At 67.2% G+C, this 15,271-nt stretch carries 17 protein-coding genes; 6 read left to right on the forward strand and 11 right to left on the reverse strand.

Annotated features, from left to right (window positions below):
- Positions 1 to 39: 39 nt before the first annotated feature.
- Both FHS96_RS09665 and FHS96_RS09670 read right to left on the reverse strand, forming a co-directional pair.
- Positions 40 to 1,656, reverse strand: coding sequence for an alkaline phosphatase D family protein (locus FHS96_RS09665; protein WP_429590044.1), 1,617 nt, complete (start codon positions 1,654 to 1,656; stop codon positions 40 to 42).
- Entirely contained in the window at positions 1,653 to 2,450 is a 798-nt protein-coding gene (locus FHS96_RS09670) for a tryptophan 2,3-dioxygenase (protein WP_429590047.1), read from the reverse strand. Before FHS96_RS09670 ends, FHS96_RS09665 begins: the two co-directional genes overlap by 4 nt.
- A gap of 89 nt (positions 2,451 to 2,539) precedes the next feature.
- Here FHS96_RS09670 and FHS96_RS09675 point away from each other — a divergent pair, with 89 nt between their 5' ends.
- From FHS96_RS09675 to FHS96_RS09695, 5 genes are all read left to right on the forward strand, one after another.
- On the forward strand, positions 2,540 to 4,222 hold the full coding sequence (locus tag FHS96_RS09675; protein WP_429590049.1) for a dipeptidyl-peptidase 3 family protein: 1,683 nt from the start codon (positions 2,540 to 2,542) through the stop codon (positions 4,220 to 4,222).
- A 103-nt stretch (positions 4,223 to 4,325) separates the two neighbouring features.
- The gene (locus tag FHS96_RS09680; RefSeq protein WP_429590053.1) at positions 4,326 to 5,408 is read left to right on the forward strand and encodes a type III polyketide synthase; all 1,083 of its coding nucleotides are present in this window, start codon (positions 4,326 to 4,328) and stop codon (positions 5,406 to 5,408) included.
- A complete protein-coding gene (locus FHS96_RS09685; RefSeq protein ID WP_429590056.1) occupies positions 5,405 to 6,094 on the forward strand; it encodes a methyltransferase domain-containing protein in 690 nt (229 codons plus the stop codon). The genes FHS96_RS09680 and FHS96_RS09685 overlap by 4 nt, the downstream gene beginning before the upstream one ends.
- Positions 6,073 to 7,164 (forward strand): NAD(P)/FAD-dependent oxidoreductase, encoded by a 1,092-nt coding sequence (locus FHS96_RS09690; protein WP_429590059.1) that lies wholly within the window; start codon positions 6,073 to 6,075, stop codon positions 7,162 to 7,164. The genes FHS96_RS09685 and FHS96_RS09690 overlap by 22 nt, the downstream gene beginning before the upstream one ends.
- Positions 7,165 to 7,354: 190 nt before the next feature.
- Complete coding sequence (locus FHS96_RS09695; RefSeq protein WP_429590062.1) at positions 7,355 to 9,478, forward strand: transglycosylase domain-containing protein; 2,124 nt, start codon at positions 7,355 to 7,357, stop codon at positions 9,476 to 9,478.
- Here FHS96_RS09695 and FHS96_RS09700 read toward each other — a convergent pair.
- From FHS96_RS09700 to FHS96_RS09710, 3 genes are all read right to left on the reverse strand, one after another.
- On the reverse strand, positions 9,457 to 10,083 hold the full coding sequence (locus FHS96_RS09700) for a M48 family metallopeptidase (RefSeq protein ID WP_429591734.1): 627 nt from the start codon (positions 10,081 to 10,083) through the stop codon (positions 9,457 to 9,459). The genes FHS96_RS09695 and FHS96_RS09700 overlap by 22 nt on opposite strands.
- A 105-nt stretch (positions 10,084 to 10,188) precedes the next feature.
- On the reverse strand, positions 10,189 to 10,632 hold the full coding sequence (locus FHS96_RS09705; RefSeq protein ID WP_429590065.1) for a YcgN family cysteine cluster protein: 444 nt from the start codon (positions 10,630 to 10,632) through the stop codon (positions 10,189 to 10,191).
- Positions 10,629 to 11,237, reverse strand: coding sequence for an SCO family protein (locus FHS96_RS09710; RefSeq protein ID WP_429590068.1), 609 nt, complete (start codon positions 11,235 to 11,237; stop codon positions 10,629 to 10,631). Before FHS96_RS09710 ends, FHS96_RS09705 begins: the two co-directional genes overlap by 4 nt.
- Positions 11,238 to 11,318: 81 nt before the next feature.
- Here FHS96_RS09710 and FHS96_RS09715 point away from each other — a divergent pair, with 81 nt between their 5' ends.
- The gene (locus tag FHS96_RS09715; protein WP_429590071.1) at positions 11,319 to 11,939 is read left to right on the forward strand and encodes an ankyrin repeat domain-containing protein; all 621 of its coding nucleotides are present in this window, start codon (positions 11,319 to 11,321) and stop codon (positions 11,937 to 11,939) included.
- Between the two features lie 51 nt (positions 11,940 to 11,990).
- On the opposite strand, the gene FHS96_RS09720 is transcribed toward FHS96_RS09715, so the two are convergent.
- From FHS96_RS09720 to hpf, 6 genes are all read right to left on the reverse strand, one after another.
- The gene (locus tag FHS96_RS09720) at positions 11,991 to 12,494 is read right to left on the reverse strand and encodes an MmcB family DNA repair protein (RefSeq protein WP_429590074.1); all 504 of its coding nucleotides are present in this window, start codon (positions 12,492 to 12,494) and stop codon (positions 11,991 to 11,993) included.
- A gap of 73 nt (positions 12,495 to 12,567) precedes the next feature.
- Complete coding sequence (locus FHS96_RS09725; protein ID WP_429590077.1) at positions 12,568 to 13,179, reverse strand: cell wall hydrolase; 612 nt, start codon at positions 13,177 to 13,179, stop codon at positions 12,568 to 12,570.
- A 154-nt stretch (positions 13,180 to 13,333) separates the two neighbouring features.
- Positions 13,334 to 13,672, reverse strand: coding sequence for a DUF1491 family protein (locus tag FHS96_RS09730; RefSeq protein ID WP_429590080.1), 339 nt, complete (start codon positions 13,670 to 13,672; stop codon positions 13,334 to 13,336).
- Positions 13,669 to 14,160: a PaaI family thioesterase gene (locus FHS96_RS09735; RefSeq protein WP_429590083.1), complete on the reverse strand. Its 492-nt coding sequence runs from the start codon at positions 14,158 to 14,160 to the stop codon at positions 13,669 to 13,671. Before FHS96_RS09735 ends, FHS96_RS09730 begins: the two co-directional genes overlap by 4 nt.
- Positions 14,147 to 14,614: a PTS sugar transporter subunit IIA gene (locus tag FHS96_RS09740; protein ID WP_429590086.1), complete on the reverse strand. Its 468-nt coding sequence runs from the start codon at positions 14,612 to 14,614 to the stop codon at positions 14,147 to 14,149. Before FHS96_RS09740 ends, FHS96_RS09735 begins: the two co-directional genes overlap by 14 nt.
- Positions 14,615 to 14,682: 68 nt before the next feature.
- Complete coding sequence (hpf, locus tag FHS96_RS09745) at positions 14,683 to 15,258, reverse strand: ribosome hibernation-promoting factor, HPF/YfiA family (RefSeq protein WP_429590089.1); 576 nt, start codon at positions 15,256 to 15,258, stop codon at positions 14,683 to 14,685.
- Positions 15,259 to 15,271: the final 13 nt, after the last annotated feature.

The following is a 15,271-nucleotide window of genomic DNA, read 5'->3' on the forward strand; positions in this document are numbered from 1 at the left end:
TGGCATCCCCGCCGATCGGATCTCTTCAGGCAACGCTCCTTACACACCCTCGAGTCGCCGACGGCCGGGCGAGACCCACAGGGTCTTGCCCGGCACAGTTGCCTGGGAGCGGTCCGCGATGGTGCGCATGTTGATCCAGGTGCAGGATGCGCGGTCGGCGGTGAGATCGACCGCCATATAGCCGCGATGCGCGAGGTCGGCCCAGCGCAGCTCAGGGCTCGCGCCGGCGAAGCCGCGGGCGACGGTGGCGGGGCCGATCGTGCGCGTCACCGTCTCATAGCCCGACGAGCTGACGCTGTGCCCGGCGAACTCGACGCCGGCGGGCTTGCCCTGCTGCGCGAGATCGAACGCCCAACTATTGTGGCTGTCCCCCGACAGCACGATCAAATCCGCTTCCAGCGCCTGCGCCATGCCGAGCAGGCGTGCGCGTGCCTGCGGATAGCCACCCCAGGCATCCATGTTGAACGGCATGCCGGCGGCGCCCAGCGCCACCCCCGCCGCCATCGAGCCGCGATAGAAGGCAGGGGCATCGGCATCGAGCCAGCCATCGGCATTGGCGGGCATCAGCAGATTGGCGACGATCGCGCCCGAGCCGAGCAATTGCCAGCGCCGCCCGGCCGCGATCGATCCGCGCATCCGCGCCGCAAGCCAGGCTTCCTGTTCGGTGCCCATCATCGTCGCCGCCGGATCCATCCATGCGCCGTCGCGGAACGCCGCGAGCGCCCGGGCATCACCGGTGGGCGGGGAGGGCGGTCGTGATCGCGCCGCCAACCGGGTATCGGTGCGGTAGAGCGTGCCGAGCCGGCCGAGATCATAGGTGGCCCAAGGCAGTTCCGAAACCGGCAGCCATTCGCGCCACGCCTGGATCGCCGCCGCCTTGCGCACGCTCCAATCGCCTTCGGACGCATCGTGATTCTGCGCGCCGCCCTCCCAACTGTCGTTGGCTGTTTCATGATCGTCCCACGAGGCGATCATCGGCAGCGCGGCGTGGAGCGCCTGGAGGTCGGGGTCGGCGCGGTAGCAGGCGTGGCGCAGGCGATAATCGGCAAGCGCGATCGCTTCGCCCGCGGGCTCCAGCACGCGGCCGGGGAGCACATCCTTGGGATCGGGATAGAAGCCGCGGCGATACTCATAATAATAGTCGCCGAGGTGCAGCGCGAAATCGAGGTCGGTGCGCGCCGCGGCATGGCCATAGGCGTTGAAATGGCCGAACGGCAGATTCGCGCAGGAGAAGACCGCGAAGGTGACGCGCCGGGCATCGTCGGCGGGCAAGGTCCGCGTCCGCCCCGTCGGCGAGACCGAACCGTCCGCGGCGATGAAGCGATAATGATAGGTGGTGCCCGGCTGCAATCCGGCGATGGTCGCCTTCGCCGTCCAGTCCCGCCACGCGCCGGTACGCACCTTGGCGCTGCCGAGGATGCGGCGGAAGCCGGCATCGTGCGCAATTTCGGCAATGAGCGTCGAATCCGCGCCGTCGCCGACGTGGCGCGTCCATAGCAGCACCGAGTCACCGCCCGGCTCGCCGCTGGCGACGCCATGGGTAAAGCCCCGCACCGTCATCACCGCAGCCACCGCCGGCCCCAGGCCCAGGCCAATAGTGCCGAGCCCGAAGCCGCCAATCGCCAACAGTTGTCGCCGATCCAGGCCGGCGATCACAGCAAGGTCCTGAGCGACCAGAGTTCGGGGAAGGCGCGCTTGGTTAGCGTCGACTGGAGATAGGGCACGCCCGCGGTGCCGCCGGTGCCGCGTTTGCCGCCGATCACCCGCGCCACGGTGAGCACATGCTTGTGCCGCCACGTCGCCATCGCATCATCGATATCGACCAGCTTCTCGGCCAGCTGGTAGAGATCCCACCAGCGTTCGGGATCGCGATAGACCGCGGCCCACGCCGCCTCGACCTCTTCATCGGGCTGGTAAGTCTGTCGCCAATCACGCTCCAGCGCATGGGGCGGCACCGCGAAGCCGTGTGCGGCGAGTTGCGCGATCGCATTGTCCCACAGGCTCGGCACATCGAGCGCCGCCGCCAGCGCGGCCCGTGCCTCCGGCCGATCCTCCTGATAGCGCAGATGCTGCGCATCCTTGAGGCCGAGCAGGAATTCGACGGTGCGGAACTGGTCCGACTGGAAGCCCGAGCTGCCGCCGAGCACGCCGCGGAAGCGGGTATAATCGGCGGGTGTCATCGTCGCGAGCACATCCCAGCTCAGCGTCAGCACCGCCTGAATGCGCGAAACGCGCGCAAGGCTCTTATAGGCTTCGTGGAGAAGCCCCTTTCGCACCAGCGCCTTGGCGCGCCACAGTTCGGCGATGGTCTGTTTCAGCCATAGCTCCTTGGTCTGGTGGATGATGATGAACAGCATCTCATCATCTTCCGACGAGATCGGGCGCTGCGCATCGAGCAGCGTGTCGAGCGCGAGGTAGCGCGCATAGGTCATGTCGGCCGGATCGTTCATGCGCGCAGACTAGCGCGGCTTCCCCTTGGCCGACCAGCCGGTTAGGCTGCCCCCAGCCCGCACCTTCACCAGCCGAGACCCCTCACTCGATGCGCAAGACCTTGATCGCCGCCCTGCTGCTTGCAACCACCGCCGCCTGTTCGGGCGGCGGCGACACGAACCAGACCGACACGATGACCATCACCCCCACCGATCGCTACGACATCGCTGCGCAGCGCGCGAAGATCGCGCGGATCGACATGAACGTCGACACCGCCTTCCTCAGCGACGAGGAGAAGAAGGTCGTCAACCTGCTCATCAAGGCATCCGACCTGATGAGCCAGATCTATCTGCGCCAGGCCTATGCCGCCAATCCGGAGGTGCGCACGCAGATCGCGGCGATGCCCGCCGGCCCCAAGCGCGACGCACTGCTCGACATGTTCGACCTGCATTTCGGGCCGTGGGACACGCTGGCCGAGGATCACGCCTTTTTCGGCCGCGCGCAGCGTCCGGCGGGTGCCGGCTTCTACCCCGCCGACCTGACCCGCGCGCAGTTCGACGCCTATCTGGCCAAGCATCCCGACGAGAAGGCGGCGCTGACCGACGCCTATACGGTGGTGAAGCGCGAGGGCGACCGGCTGGTCGCTGTGCCCTATTCGGTGGCCTATCGCGAATGGCTGGAGCCGGCGGCGAAGCTGCTGGAGGAAGCGGCGGCGACCACCACCAATCCCAGCCTCAAGCGCTTCCTGAGCCTGCGCGCCAAGGCGTTCGGCACCAATGATTATTATGAGTCCGAGCTGGCGTGGATGGACCTGAGCGGCACGCCGATCGAGATCGCGATCGGGCCGTACGAAGTCTATACCGACAAGCTCTATGGCGCGAAGACCGCGTTCGAGAGCTTCCTGACGATCAAGAATCCGGAAGAGAGCGCGGCGCTGGACAAGTACAAGCGCTACCTGCGCGACATGGAAGCGAACCTGCCGGTGGAGGAGCGCTTCAAGAATTTCCAGCGCGGCTTCGCCTCGCCGATCGTCGTCGCCGAGCAGATTCGTGGCGGCGGCGACAATGTGCCGGGCGTGCAGACGGTGGCGTTCAACCTGCCCAATGACGAGCGGGTGCGCGAGGCCAAGGGTGCCAAGAAGGTGATCCTCGCCAATGTGCTGGGCGCCAAGTTCGATCGCATCCTGCAGCCGATGGCGGGCAAGGTGCTGGTGCCCGATCAGGCAGGGCTGGTCGTGAAGAAATATATGGAAGCGGAGACGCTGTTCCACGAGCTGTCCCACAGCCTTGGGCCGGGCTCGATCACCGTCGACGGCCGCAAGACCACGGTCAACGCCGAGCTGAAGGAGCTCAATTCGGCGCTGGAAGAAGGCAAGGCCGACATCATGGGGGTGTGGAACATACTGTTCATGATGGAGAAGGGCGAGATGCCCGCCGCCGAGGAGCCGCAGCTCTGGGCGACCTATTTCGCCGGCATCTTCCGCGCGGTGCGGTTCGGCATCGACGAGGCGCATGGGCAGGGCGCGGCGATGCAATACAGCTATCTCAAGGAAAAGGGCGCGTTCGTCTGGGATGAGGAAGCGCGCCGCTATCGCATCGACAACGCGAAGATGCGCGCCGGCCTTGCCGCGCTGATCGCCGATGTTGTGCGGCTGCAGGGCACCGGCGACTATGCCGGCACCAAGGCGTTCCTCTCCCGCTATGGCAAGCTGGACGACGATGCAGAGACGGTGATCGAGGGGCTGAACGGCATCCCGGTGGACATCCAGCCCAAATATCCTTCGGGCATCTGAACCGGTGCGGGCGCGGCAAGCCTGGCCTCGCCGCGCCGCAGCATCTTCCCAACGCCACGCGACTGCGCCATCCTAGCACCGCCTTTACTGATGAAAGCTTCGCGTGCCCGCTCCTGCGTCCGCCTGCATCAACGCCATCGGCACCGCGGTGCCCGACCATGACATTCATCATGCCTTCGTCGACTGGGCGACGCCGCGGCTGAGCGATCCGCGCGAGCGCAAGCTGTTCTCGCGCATGGTCGGCCGTTCGGGGATCGCGCACCGCTGGTCGGTGTTGCCGCGCACCGCGGAGGGCGGATCGCCGGTGGCACCCGGCGGATTCTATGATCATGCGACCCTGCCGCCGACCTCCGAGCGGATGTCGCTTTATGGCGAATCGGCGCCCGAACTCGCCTGCACCGCGATCGCCCGGCTGGGCGAGCAGGCGAAGCTGGGGCGGATCAGCCACCTGATCGTCGCGAGCTGCACCGGCTTCGTCGCGCCCGGCATCGACCAGATCATCGCGCGCCGGCTGGGGCTCGATCCCGGCGTCGAGCGGCTGCTGATCGGCTTCATGGGCTGCTATGCCGCGATCACCGCGCTGCGCACCGCGCGCCACATCGTTCGATCCCAACCCGATGCGCGCGTGCTGGTGGTCTGCGTCGAACTGTCGACGCTCCACCTCCAGCCGCATGACGCGCTCGAGCCGCTGCTCGCGATGCTGCAGTTCGGCGACGGCGCCGCCGCCGCGCTGGTGACCGCCGAGCCCGAGGGCATTGCGATCGGATCGCCCTTTTCCGCCACATTGCCCGATTCGCAGGGGCTGATCGGCTGGTGGATCGGCGACCAGGGCTTCATCATGCATCTGTCGGGCGAAGTGCCGAGCCGCATCCAGGAGGCGCTGCGCGATCCCGGTTTCCGCCAGGCGGTGACCGCGGGCGGCGATGTCGGCGCGATCGAGCGCTGGGCGGTGCATGCCGGCGGCCGATCGATCCTCGACGCGGTGGAGAACGGGCTGGACCTCGCCCCCGAGGCGCTGGCCGCGTCGCGCGGCGTGCTGGCCGACAATGGCAATATGTCTTCGGCGACATTGATGTTCGTGCTGGCACGGATGCTGGGCGAAAAGGCGCCGCCCGAGAGCGGCGTGGCGATGGCGTTCGGGCCTGGGTTGGCTGCCGAGGGGTTCGGCTTCGGCCGCGCGCGATGAATGGGCTCGCCGTGCGCACCATCGCCGAGGAGCAGATGGACGCGCCGGACCTCGATCCGGCGGTCTATGCCGCGGTGCTGACCGACCTGGGCAAGGTCAACCGCGTCGTCATGACCGCGCGGCCGACATTGGCCTTCCTCGCACGCGCCACACGCGGCCTGAGGCGCTTCTCATTGCTGGATGTCGGCTTCGGAGATGGCGGCATGCTGCGGACGATCGCGCGCTGGGCGAGCAAGCGCGGCATAGAAGCGGAGCTGCACGGCGTCGACCTCAACACCAACAGCGTCGCGGTCGCGCAGGCGGCATCGGCAGGCTATGCGATCGACTATCATGCCGGCGACTATGCCGACCGACCGGATGCGGACTTCATCATCTCAAGCCTCGTCGCGCATCACATGACGCATGATCAACTCGTCGCCTTCGTCGCACATATGGAGCGCCACGCCACGTTGGGCTGGTTCGTCAACGATTTGCTGCGCAGCAATTTCGCCTATCGCGGCTATCCCCTGCTGGCCCGGTTGATGCGCTGGCACCCGATCGTGCGCGCAGACGGGCAACTTTCGATCGCGCGATCCTACCGCCCCGAGGAATGGCCACCGATGCTGGCGGAAGCCGGCGTGGCGCCAGGGACGGCGCGGATCCTCAAGCCCTTTCCGTTCCGGCTGTGCGTCGAACGGCTGCACTAATCGCGGGCGCCGGCCCGGCCGGCACCGCCGCTGCCATCGCGCTGGCGCGTGCCGGCGTGCGGCCGCTGCTGATCGAGCGCCAGCGCGAAACCGGCGATCCGCTGTGCGGTGGCTTCCTGAGCTGGCGGACGATCGACCGGCTGGCCGGGCTGGGCATCGATCCGGCTGCGCTGGGCGGCACGACCATCCGGTCGGTGCGGTTGTTCGCCGGCGGACGCAGCGCCGAGAGCCGGCTGCCCGGCGCGGCGATGGGGGTGTCGCGCCACCGGCTTGATTCCGCGCTCCTCGCCGAGGCGCGCCGCGCCGGAGCAGGCGTGGAACTGGGTTGCGCGATCCGGGAAGCGGCGGGAAGGACGTTACGGCTGGCTGACGGCGCGACGCTCGCGGGCGATTCCCTGTTCCTCGCCACCGGCAAACATGAGCTGCGCGGTCATGGCCGCGACGCGCGAACGGCGGACGACCCTTGGCTGGGCCTACGCATCCGGCTGCCCGCTACCCCGCGGCTGGAACGAATGGTGGGCGATGCGGTGGAACTGCATCTGTTCGATCGTGGCTATGCCGGGCTCGTTCGTCAGGAGGATGGCAGCGGCAACCTCTGCCTGGCGCTGCACAAGTCGCTGCTCGCCGAGGCCGGCGGCGGGCCGGCGGCGCTGTTCGCGCATCTCGCCGAGACACTGCCCGAACTAGCCGATCGCATCGCTGGCGCGTCCACCGCCAATCCGGACGCGGTAGCGGCGGTGCCCTATGGCTGGCGCGCGCAGTTCGGGGTCGCCGGTCTGTTCCGGCTGGGCGACCAGGCCGCGGTGATCCCCTCACTGGCCGGTGAGGGCATCGATATCGCGCTCGCCAGCGGCAGCGTTGCCGCGGCGGCCTGGGCGCAGGGCGGTGCTGCGGAGGCGGTGGCCTATCAGCGGCGTTTCGCGGCGTCGCTGCGGCGGCCGCTCGCGGTGGCCGAATGGCTCAAGCAATTGTGCGAACGACCGGCATTGGCGGTGCCGGGGGTCGCGTTGCTCGAGGCGCTCCCCGCACTGGCCGGTTTGTTCGCCCGTGCGACAAGGCTGGCAGCGTAGAATCCATTATCCTCGTCAGCGGATGGGACGGGAGAGCGCAGAAGCCCAGGGTGCACAAGGCGGTGGAGACGATCGAGTCCGAGCCGTCCCCTCGACCATCACCATGCACAGGAACTTCAACGAATCTGCACCAATGTTCGTCGCTGACCGCTTGTGAGCCGCCAGCTTAGCGCGTAACCAGCGGCCATCCATGGCAGCCACGCGCAAACCCGCTTCGAAACGTCCGTGGCGCACGGGCGTTATCCGTCTCCTCAAGATCGCACTGGTCGCGGCGCTGGTCGGCCTCGTGGCGCTGGTCGTGGCGGTCGGCATCGCGATGTCGACATTGCCGAGCTATTCGCAGCTCAAGTCGTCGCCCAATGGCCAGATGATCCGTGTCCGCGCCGCCGACGGCACCGTGCTGGTCTCGCTCGGGCCCAGCTTCGGCCAGTGGCTGACCTATGACGACATCCCGCCGGTGATGATCGATGCCATGGTCGCGGTGGAAGATCGGCGCTTCCGTAGCCATCCGGGCGTCGACCCGATCGGTATCGCGCGGTCTTCCTATGTGCGGCTGCAGCGCGGCGCCTGGGCGCAAGGCGGATCCACGATCACCCAGCAGCTCGCTCGCAATGTCTTCCTCAACAACACCAAGACCTTCGGCCGCAAGGGCCGCGAGATGATCCTGGCGCTGGCGATGGAGCGCAAGTTCAGCAAGGACCAGATCCTCGAACTGTATCTGAACAAGGTCTATTTCGGCGGCGGCGCCTATGGCATCGACGCCGCTTCCCGCAAGTTCTTCGGCCATCCGGCAACCGCGCTGTCGCTGGAGGAAGCCGCGATCATCGCCGGTCTGGTAAAGGCGCCGTCGCATTATTCGCCCACCGCCGATACCGAGGCCGCGGTCGGCCGCGCCGAGGTGGTGCTGGACGTGATGCGCGATGCCGGAGCGATCAACGCCGAGCAGGCCGCCGCCGCGCAGCCCGGATCGGTCAAGTTCGCGCCCGAACCCAAGTCCAACAGTGTGCGTTATTTCACCGACTGGGCGCTGCCGCAGCTCGATACGCTGATCAGCGAGCGCAAGGAGCCGCTGGAGGTGTGGACGACGCTGGATCTCGGCATGCAGCGCGCCGCCGACGCCGCGATCCGCGGCAATGTGCCGGGCGGTGCGCAGGGTGCGCTGGTCGCGCTCGACCGTGACGGATCGGTCCGCGCGATGGTGGGCGGCACCGATTATGTGAACTCGATCTACAACCGTGCGACGCAATCGCAGCGGCAGCCCGGATCGGCGTTCAAGCTGTTCGTCTATCTGGCAGCGCTGGAAGCGGGCTACACACCGGACAGCGAGGTGGTGGACGAGCCGGTGACGATCAACGGCTGGAGCCCGCGCAACAGTTCCGGCCGCTATTCGGGCAAGATCACGCTGCGCACCGCCTTCGCCTATTCGATCAACACCGTGGCGGCGAAGATCGGCGTCGATGTGGGCACCGCGACGATCGCCGAGGTCGCGCGGCGCTTCGGGATCGGCACACCACTCAACACCCAGCCGTCGATGGTGCTCGGCACTGCCGACGTGCGGCTGATCGACATGACGCGCGCCTTTGCCTCGATTTCGGCCAAGGGCGTCGCCGTAACCCCGTTCGGCATTACCAAGGTGACCACCGCCGATCGCAGCGTGCTGTACGAGCATCGCACCGACACCTCGCGCGTGCTGGTGGCGCCTGCCGTGGCGGCGCAGATGACCGACCTGATGCAGACCGCCGTCGCCACCGGCACTGGCCGCGCTGCGCAGATCGGTCGGCCGGTCGCGGGCAAGACCGGCACGACCTCTTCCAACAAGGATGGCTGGTTTCTGGGTTTCTCCAGCGGCATCACCACCGGCGTCTGGATGGGACGCGACGATGCCAAGGCCGTCGGTGGACTGCAGGGCGGCCGCGCCCCCGCCGGGGCGTTCCGCGATTTCATGAAGGTCGCAGTCGCCAACCGGCCGGTGGAGCGTTTCGACACCGAAGTGACGCTGCCCGAATGGCAGCTCGAGCCCGACGAGGAGGCCTATTTCGGCAATCCGGACATGGGCGCGCCCGCCGACGATAATGGTATGCCGGGTGACCCCGCGGCACCGCTGGGCGACGGCATGGGCATGCCGGACGAGACCGAGGAGGGGCAGGAAGCGCCCGAGCGGATCGACCGCGACTGGGTCGACCGGATGACGCGCAGCCGGCCGACCGAGCGCGACAGCGAACGGGATCGAGACAGGGAGAGGGATCGGGAACGGCCTGCGCCGTCACCGACCCGGGCGCCGCCGCCGCGGTTTCAGGACCGGCCCAACCCGTGAAGCGCTGCGCCGTGACGACGCAGCCATTCGCGCGCGGGTTTCGGATCCGCCCCGAACAAGGACGCCACCAATGCGTGGAAGGCGCGGGAATGATCCATGTGGACGCGGTGCGCGACCTCATGCGCGACGGTGGCTTTCCACACGAAATCGGGCGCGAGCAGCAGGCGCCAGCTATAGCGGATGTTGCCGTTCGAAGCGCAGCTTCCCCAGCGTGACCGCGCATCGCCGACGCTGACCGTCGCCACCGTCACCCCGGCACGCGCCGCGATCGCGCGCGTTTCATCCTCCAGCAACCGCTTCGCCTCCGCGCGAATCCAGCGCAGCACCCGCAGTTCGAGCGTTTCGGCGGGGCCGCCGACCAGCAGCCGATCGCCCACCAGCCGCGGCATGCGCGGATGATCCGTCGTCCAGTCGACCAGCAGATCGCCACCGCGCCATGGGATCGTACCGCCGGCCAGGATCGGTACGCCTTCGGTGACCTTGCCGAGCTGCCGTTCGATCCAGCCGCGCTTGGTTTCCACCCAGCCGAGCGCATGGCCCAGCGCGGCGCGCGTCGGCAGCACCAGCCGCACCACTCCGTCGCGCGGATCGACGCTGAGCTTCATCGACCGCGCGCGCGCGTTGCGCACCACCGTCAACGGGCGCGGCGGATTGCCGAAGGTGGGAAGCGCGGAATCGGCCGCGGGGGCCCGGCCGAACAGCCGCAGCACCTAGAGATCCCGCTCGATCACATGGTTTTCGAGGTCGCCGACATCATCCTCGGACACCGTCCAGCCGCGCACCGACATGCCGGCGCGATGCACCGATTCCGGATCGCCGCTGATCAGATGATGCCAGTCGGGCAGGGGCTTGCCCTCATCGATAAGGCGATAAGCGCAGGTAGCCGGCAGCCAGTCGATCTGGCGCAGCTTGACCGGCGTCAGCCGCACGCATTCGGGCACATAGGCATGGCGCCGCCGATAGTCCGAGCAGCGCGCGTTGCGGCGATCGAGCAGCCGGCAGGCGACGTTGGTGGGATAGAGTTCCCCCGTGTCCTCGTCCTCCAGCTTGTGGAGGCAGCATTTGCCGCAACCGTCGCACAGCGACTCCCACTCGTCGCGGCTCAGCGCGGCGAGGGGCTTTTCTTCCCAGAATCGGCGTGGTGGCGCGCTCATTTCACCCAGCGTGCGAGTTCGGCCGCAAAATCCTGCGGCGTGCGGCCCGGCTCGGTCGGCATCAGCGCGATCGGCGCGCCGTCGGGCGCCATGAGATAAACCTGGTTACCATGGTTCATCATATAGGCATCGCCCTCGCCTTCGCCACGGCTGTAGGGCACGCCATAGGCACGCGCGACCGCGGCGATCTCCGCAGCGCTGCCGGTCAGCCCGATCAGCCGGGGGTAGAAATCGGCCAGATAGGTCTTGAGTCGGGCCGGCGTGTCGCGCGCCGGATCGATGGTGACGAACACCGGCTGCACCTTCGCGGCCAATGCCGGCGCCTTGGCCTCGAACGCCTTCATCCCGGCGGTAATCAGCGCCAGATCGGTCGGACAGACATCGGGGCAATAGCTGTAGCCGAAATACATGATGCGATATTTGCCGGCGAGCGCCTGATCGGTCATGCGCTTGCCGTTCTGATCGGTCAGCGCGAACGGCCCGCCGATCCGCGCACCGGCGAGCGGCGCTTCGGACGAAGGGCCGCATCCGGTGAGCATGAGCGGCGCAAGCGCGAGGGCCAGCGCCGCGGCGGGACCGCGAAGGTTTCGAAGGGCAATGTTCATTTCCGGTCCAGCCATGCTCTGCTATCGTGACTGGGACAAGATAACCTCTTCCGCTTCCATAAACAGGGATCTACCGACGAGATGAAGCCGACACGCATGTCGACCGGCCGAACCATCCTGCTGGCCGCGGCCGCGGCGCTGTTCGTGGCACCCGCGGCGGCACCGGCGCAGCGTTTTTCCGACAGCTACAACTTCCTCAAGGCCGTAAAGGATCGCGACGGCACCGAGGCGACCAAGCTGATCGAGCAGCCGGGCACCACCATCATCGATGCGCGCGACCGTGAGAGCGGCGAAACCGCGCTGCATATGGTCGTGAAGCGCCGCGACAATGCCTGGCTGTCCTTCCTGCTCGGCAAGGGTGCGCGCCCCGACATCAAGGACAATGACGGCAACACCCCGCTGATGGCCGCCGCGCAGCTTCGCTATGTCGACGGCGCGCAACTGCTGCTCGCGCGCAAGGCGCGGGTCAATCTCGCGAACAACAGCGGTGAGACCCCGCTGATCCGCGCCGTCCAGCTCGGCGACACCAATATGGTGCGCATCTTGATCGCTGCCGGTGCCGATCCCAACCAGCGCGACCTGCTGGCGGGCATGTCGGCGCGCGAATATGCCGAGCGCGACCAGCGTTCGACCAGCATCCTGCGTGAGCTGGACGCTGCCAAGCCGCAATCGAACAAGCCGGTTCAGGGCCCGAAATTCTGATGCCATCTGCCTGATGTCGAACACCAGGCATCAGGCAGATGGCCGGTCTTTTCAGGCGAATCCCCCCAGTTCTGGATCGATCCCTGCCATCCAGCGATGTGCAGCGCGCCGGGCGAAGCGCAGGGTTTCGGCACGTCGGCGCGCAGGTGGCATCGCCACGGTCGCAGCCTCCCGCAGGATCGCACCGTCATAGCGATCCGCGACGATCAGCCCGGCCTGCGCGGGCAGGAACGCCTCGGTCTCGAACGGGGTGAGATCGAACCCCGGCGGCACCGCCCAGAAGAAGCGGTCGCAGTAGTCGAGATAGTCACGCCATTTGAGATCACCGAGCAGATCGGCACGGCTAACCTTGATTTCGACGATGGTGATGCCGCCCTTGCCATCGATCGCCATCAGATCGGCACGGCGGCCATTTGCCAGCGGCACTTCGGCAATCGCGAACAGATCATGCCGGTGGAACAATCGGCAGGTGCCGCGCGCGACGTCCGCGGCGCAGATCGCGGCTTTGGCGGGATCGGCGCAGATGGAAGCGGTGTCGAGGGGGGCGGTTGCCATCCCGCCAGAATAGAACATTGGAGGAACACCGCAAGAGGCAGCAACTCGCTTGCTGCACGATCCGGCGACTGGCTCAGTGATAGAAGATGTGGTTGCCGACCTTCGCAAGGCGCTGGAGGCGCCAGCGCGGTGCGATCCGGCTCGCGTGGAAGAACAGCGCCTTGCCAACACTGCTGGCCCATTGCCCGCCCAATGCGATCTGCGCGACGGCGACCGACCGACGCCACTGTTCGCTGTCGCGCCGGATCGGCGGCATCGCACCACCGCGGACGAAGGAGAATTGCGAAGGCTGGAAGACCACGCCGCACAGCGAGGTCGGGAAGCGGCCGGAGGCGGCGCGGTTGCGGATCACCTCGGCGACGGCGAGCTGGCCGTCGAGCGGCTCACCGCGCGATTCGAAATAGACCGCGCCGGCGAGGCATTCGGTTTCGGCATCGAGCGCGGAGGGCATCACATGCGATGCGACCAGCGCCGCGAGCGATGCGGCGGTCGGCGCAATCGTGTTGCCCAGGAAGATGCGCGGCGAGGGGGCAACGATCTGAAGCCCTCGCATGATGCCGAATCCGCCGGTCTCCGTCGCCGCTGCCTCCGCCGCCATGGCGGGGCGTGGCAAGCCGGCGAGGCTGGCAACGAGCGCGCAGGCGAACAGCATCGTCCGCGCGACGGATTGGAACGAGAAAGTCATGCACCCCGATCGTCAAGGCGGCGGCGCGATCGGATGCCGATACAGGGCTATCCTCCCGCTTCGCCGTCTGCGTCAACCACCCGGATCTTATTCGCCCGGCTGTGCGGCCCCGCTATCTAACTCCGCGTCTGGTTCCCCGCCGGATGGCGCCAAGTCAAGTTTCGCCGATCGTTTCAGCGGCAAAGCGTTCGGGCTCGACGATGTCCAGTTCGACGAGCCAAAGATCGGGATCGCGCGCGCGGCGGCGATCGATGTAGGCGGCCAGCGCGCTGCCTTCATCATCGGCGGGGCCGCACCGCGCCCAACGATAGCGGCCGAGATGATCGAGTTGCCGTTCGATCAGCGCAACGAAGCGACCGCGGTCGACGCATTGAAGGAGCACCGTGCCAGCACCATCATCGCCATGCCGCAGCACCATCGCATGGCCGCCTTCGGCATGCGCGCGGCGGACGAGCGCGCTGACCAGCATCCGGCTGGTCAGCCGTATGCTCATGGCTGCGCCGCGCGGACGTAGCCGGGGAGTGCCGCGAGCGCTATCTGCGAGCGCATGAAGGTGCCGGTGCCGCGCGCCACTTCCTCGCCATCCTGATCGATCAGCCGCGCATCGCCGACATAGACACGACGCCGGCCGCTGACCCATCGGCCTTCGGCGATCACCGGCCCGGCGCGCAGCGGCCGCGTGAACAGCAGGTTGAACTGCGTTGTCAGCAGGAAACGATCGGTAACCAGGCTGTTGCAGGCGTAGAAGGCGGCATCGTCGAGCATCTTGAAATAAACGGTGCCATGCGCTGCGCCCGCGGCATGGAACACACGCTCATCAATATCGAACAGGATCCGCGCCAGCCCCGTGCCGGTTATTTCCAGCCGCGACGGGAAAAGCTGGTTGATCGCCGCCGCCGCATAGAGAGACTCGAGCGCGCGGTAATGCGCCTCGGCCCCGACCGGCGCGGCGCCCTGGCCATTCGCCTCAGGCAGCGTCACGCGTGCCCACACCCGTCAGCAGCGCATAGAGCGCGTCGGTAGACGAGGCACCGCGCAGCTTGGCGACGAAGATGCGATCGCGCAGCTGGCGGCTGACCCGCGCCAGCGCCTTGAGATGGTCCACGCCGGCATCGGGCGGCGATAAAAGCATGAAGATGAGATCGACGGGCATATCATCGATGGCCTGGAACTCGATCGGCTCGGCAAGGCGCGCGAACACGCCCACCACTCGGTCGACACCGGGAATCTTGCCGTGCGGGATGGCGACGCCGTCGCCGAACCCCGTTGACCCGAGTCGCTCCCGCTCGGTCAGCCTGTCGATCACCAGCTTCTGTTCGATGCCGAACTCCCGTTCGGAAATCTGCCCGAGTTGCTGGAACAAGCTCTTCTTGTTGCTCGCCCCGAGCGCGGCCTCAACCGCACCCGGCACGAGCATGTCATTGAAATCGGTCATCGTCGTTCCGGTTGGGCGGGCACGCAATGCATACCCGCCTCAGTCAGGCCCCCCCAGGACGCGCCGATTCAGCCGACGCGGTTCGGCTCGACCCATCCGATCGTGCCGTCGCCGCGCCGATACACCATATTGTAGGTGCCGGTACCCGAATTCTTGAACAGCAATGCATTGGTATGGCGTAGATCGAGCATCATCACCGCGTCGGAGACGCTCGCATCGGGGACGTCGACGCGGGTTTCCGCGATGATCGGCGGATTGTCAGCCACCTCTTCTTCGGGCTCTACCGCTTCGGCGAACAGCGTATAACCGGCATCCGCCGGGATTTCACCGGCACTGGCGCTGCCGTTGCGCGCCTTCAGGCGGCGCATATAGCGGCGAAGCTGCGTCTCGATCTTGTCCGCGGCCCCATCGAACGCGGGATGCGCCTCACCGCCCATCGACGAGGCCTTGAGGATCACACCCTGCATCACATGGGCGACGATATCACAGACGAAGCGGGCGTCGTGCGGACCCTTGCCGAACGTCACGTTGGCCGAAATGGCGCGCGCGAAATATTTGTCGGCGATTCCCTGCAGGCGATCGCCGACATGCGACTTGAGCGCATCGCCAGTTTCGACCTGATGACCGGAAATACGGATATCCATTCGCTTCTCCACT

The organism is Sphingomonas zeicaulis (assembly GCF_050433225.1).
GTDB lineage: Bacteria > Pseudomonadota > Alphaproteobacteria > Sphingomonadales > Sphingomonadaceae > Sphingomonas_D > Sphingomonas_D zeicaulis.

Coding starts and splice junctions, on each gene's coding strand:
- FHS96_RS09670 (WP_429590047.1), bottom strand. CDS start 2,450: ATGAACGATCCGGCCGACATGACCTATGCGCGCTACCTCGCGCTCGAC.
- FHS96_RS09675 (WP_429590049.1), top strand. CDS start 2,540: ATGCGCAAGACCTTGATCGCCGCCCTGCTGCTTGCAACCACCGCCGCC.
- FHS96_RS09685 (WP_429590056.1), top strand. CDS start 5,405: ATGAATGGGCTCGCCGTGCGCACCATCGCCGAGGAGCAGATGGACGCG.
- FHS96_RS09695 (WP_429590062.1), top strand. CDS start 7,355: ATGGCAGCCACGCGCAAACCCGCTTCGAAACGTCCGTGGCGCACGGGC.
- FHS96_RS09700 (WP_429591734.1), bottom strand. CDS start 10,083: ATGAAGCTCAGCGTCGATCCGCGCGACGGAGTGGTGCGGCTGGTGCTG.
- FHS96_RS09705 (WP_429590065.1), bottom strand. CDS start 10,632: ATGAGCGCGCCACCACGCCGATTCTGGGAAGAAAAGCCCCTCGCCGCG.
- FHS96_RS09710 (WP_429590068.1), bottom strand. CDS start 11,237: ATGAACATTGCCCTTCGAAACCTTCGCGGTCCCGCCGCGGCGCTGGCC.
- FHS96_RS09715 (WP_429590071.1), top strand. CDS start 11,319: ATGAAGCCGACACGCATGTCGACCGGCCGAACCATCCTGCTGGCCGCG.
- FHS96_RS09720 (WP_429590074.1), bottom strand. CDS start 12,494: ATGGCAACCGCCCCCCTCGACACCGCTTCCATCTGCGCCGATCCCGCC.
- FHS96_RS09725 (WP_429590077.1), bottom strand. CDS start 13,179: ATGACTTTCTCGTTCCAATCCGTCGCGCGGACGATGCTGTTCGCCTGC.
- FHS96_RS09730 (WP_429590080.1), bottom strand. CDS start 13,672: ATGAGCATACGGCTGACCAGCCGGATGCTGGTCAGCGCGCTCGTCCGC.
- FHS96_RS09740 (WP_429590086.1), bottom strand. CDS start 14,614: ATGACCGATTTCAATGACATGCTCGTGCCGGGTGCGGTTGAGGCCGCG.
- hpf (WP_429590089.1), bottom strand. CDS start 15,258: ATGGATATCCGTATTTCCGGTCATCAGGTCGAAACTGGCGATGCGCTC.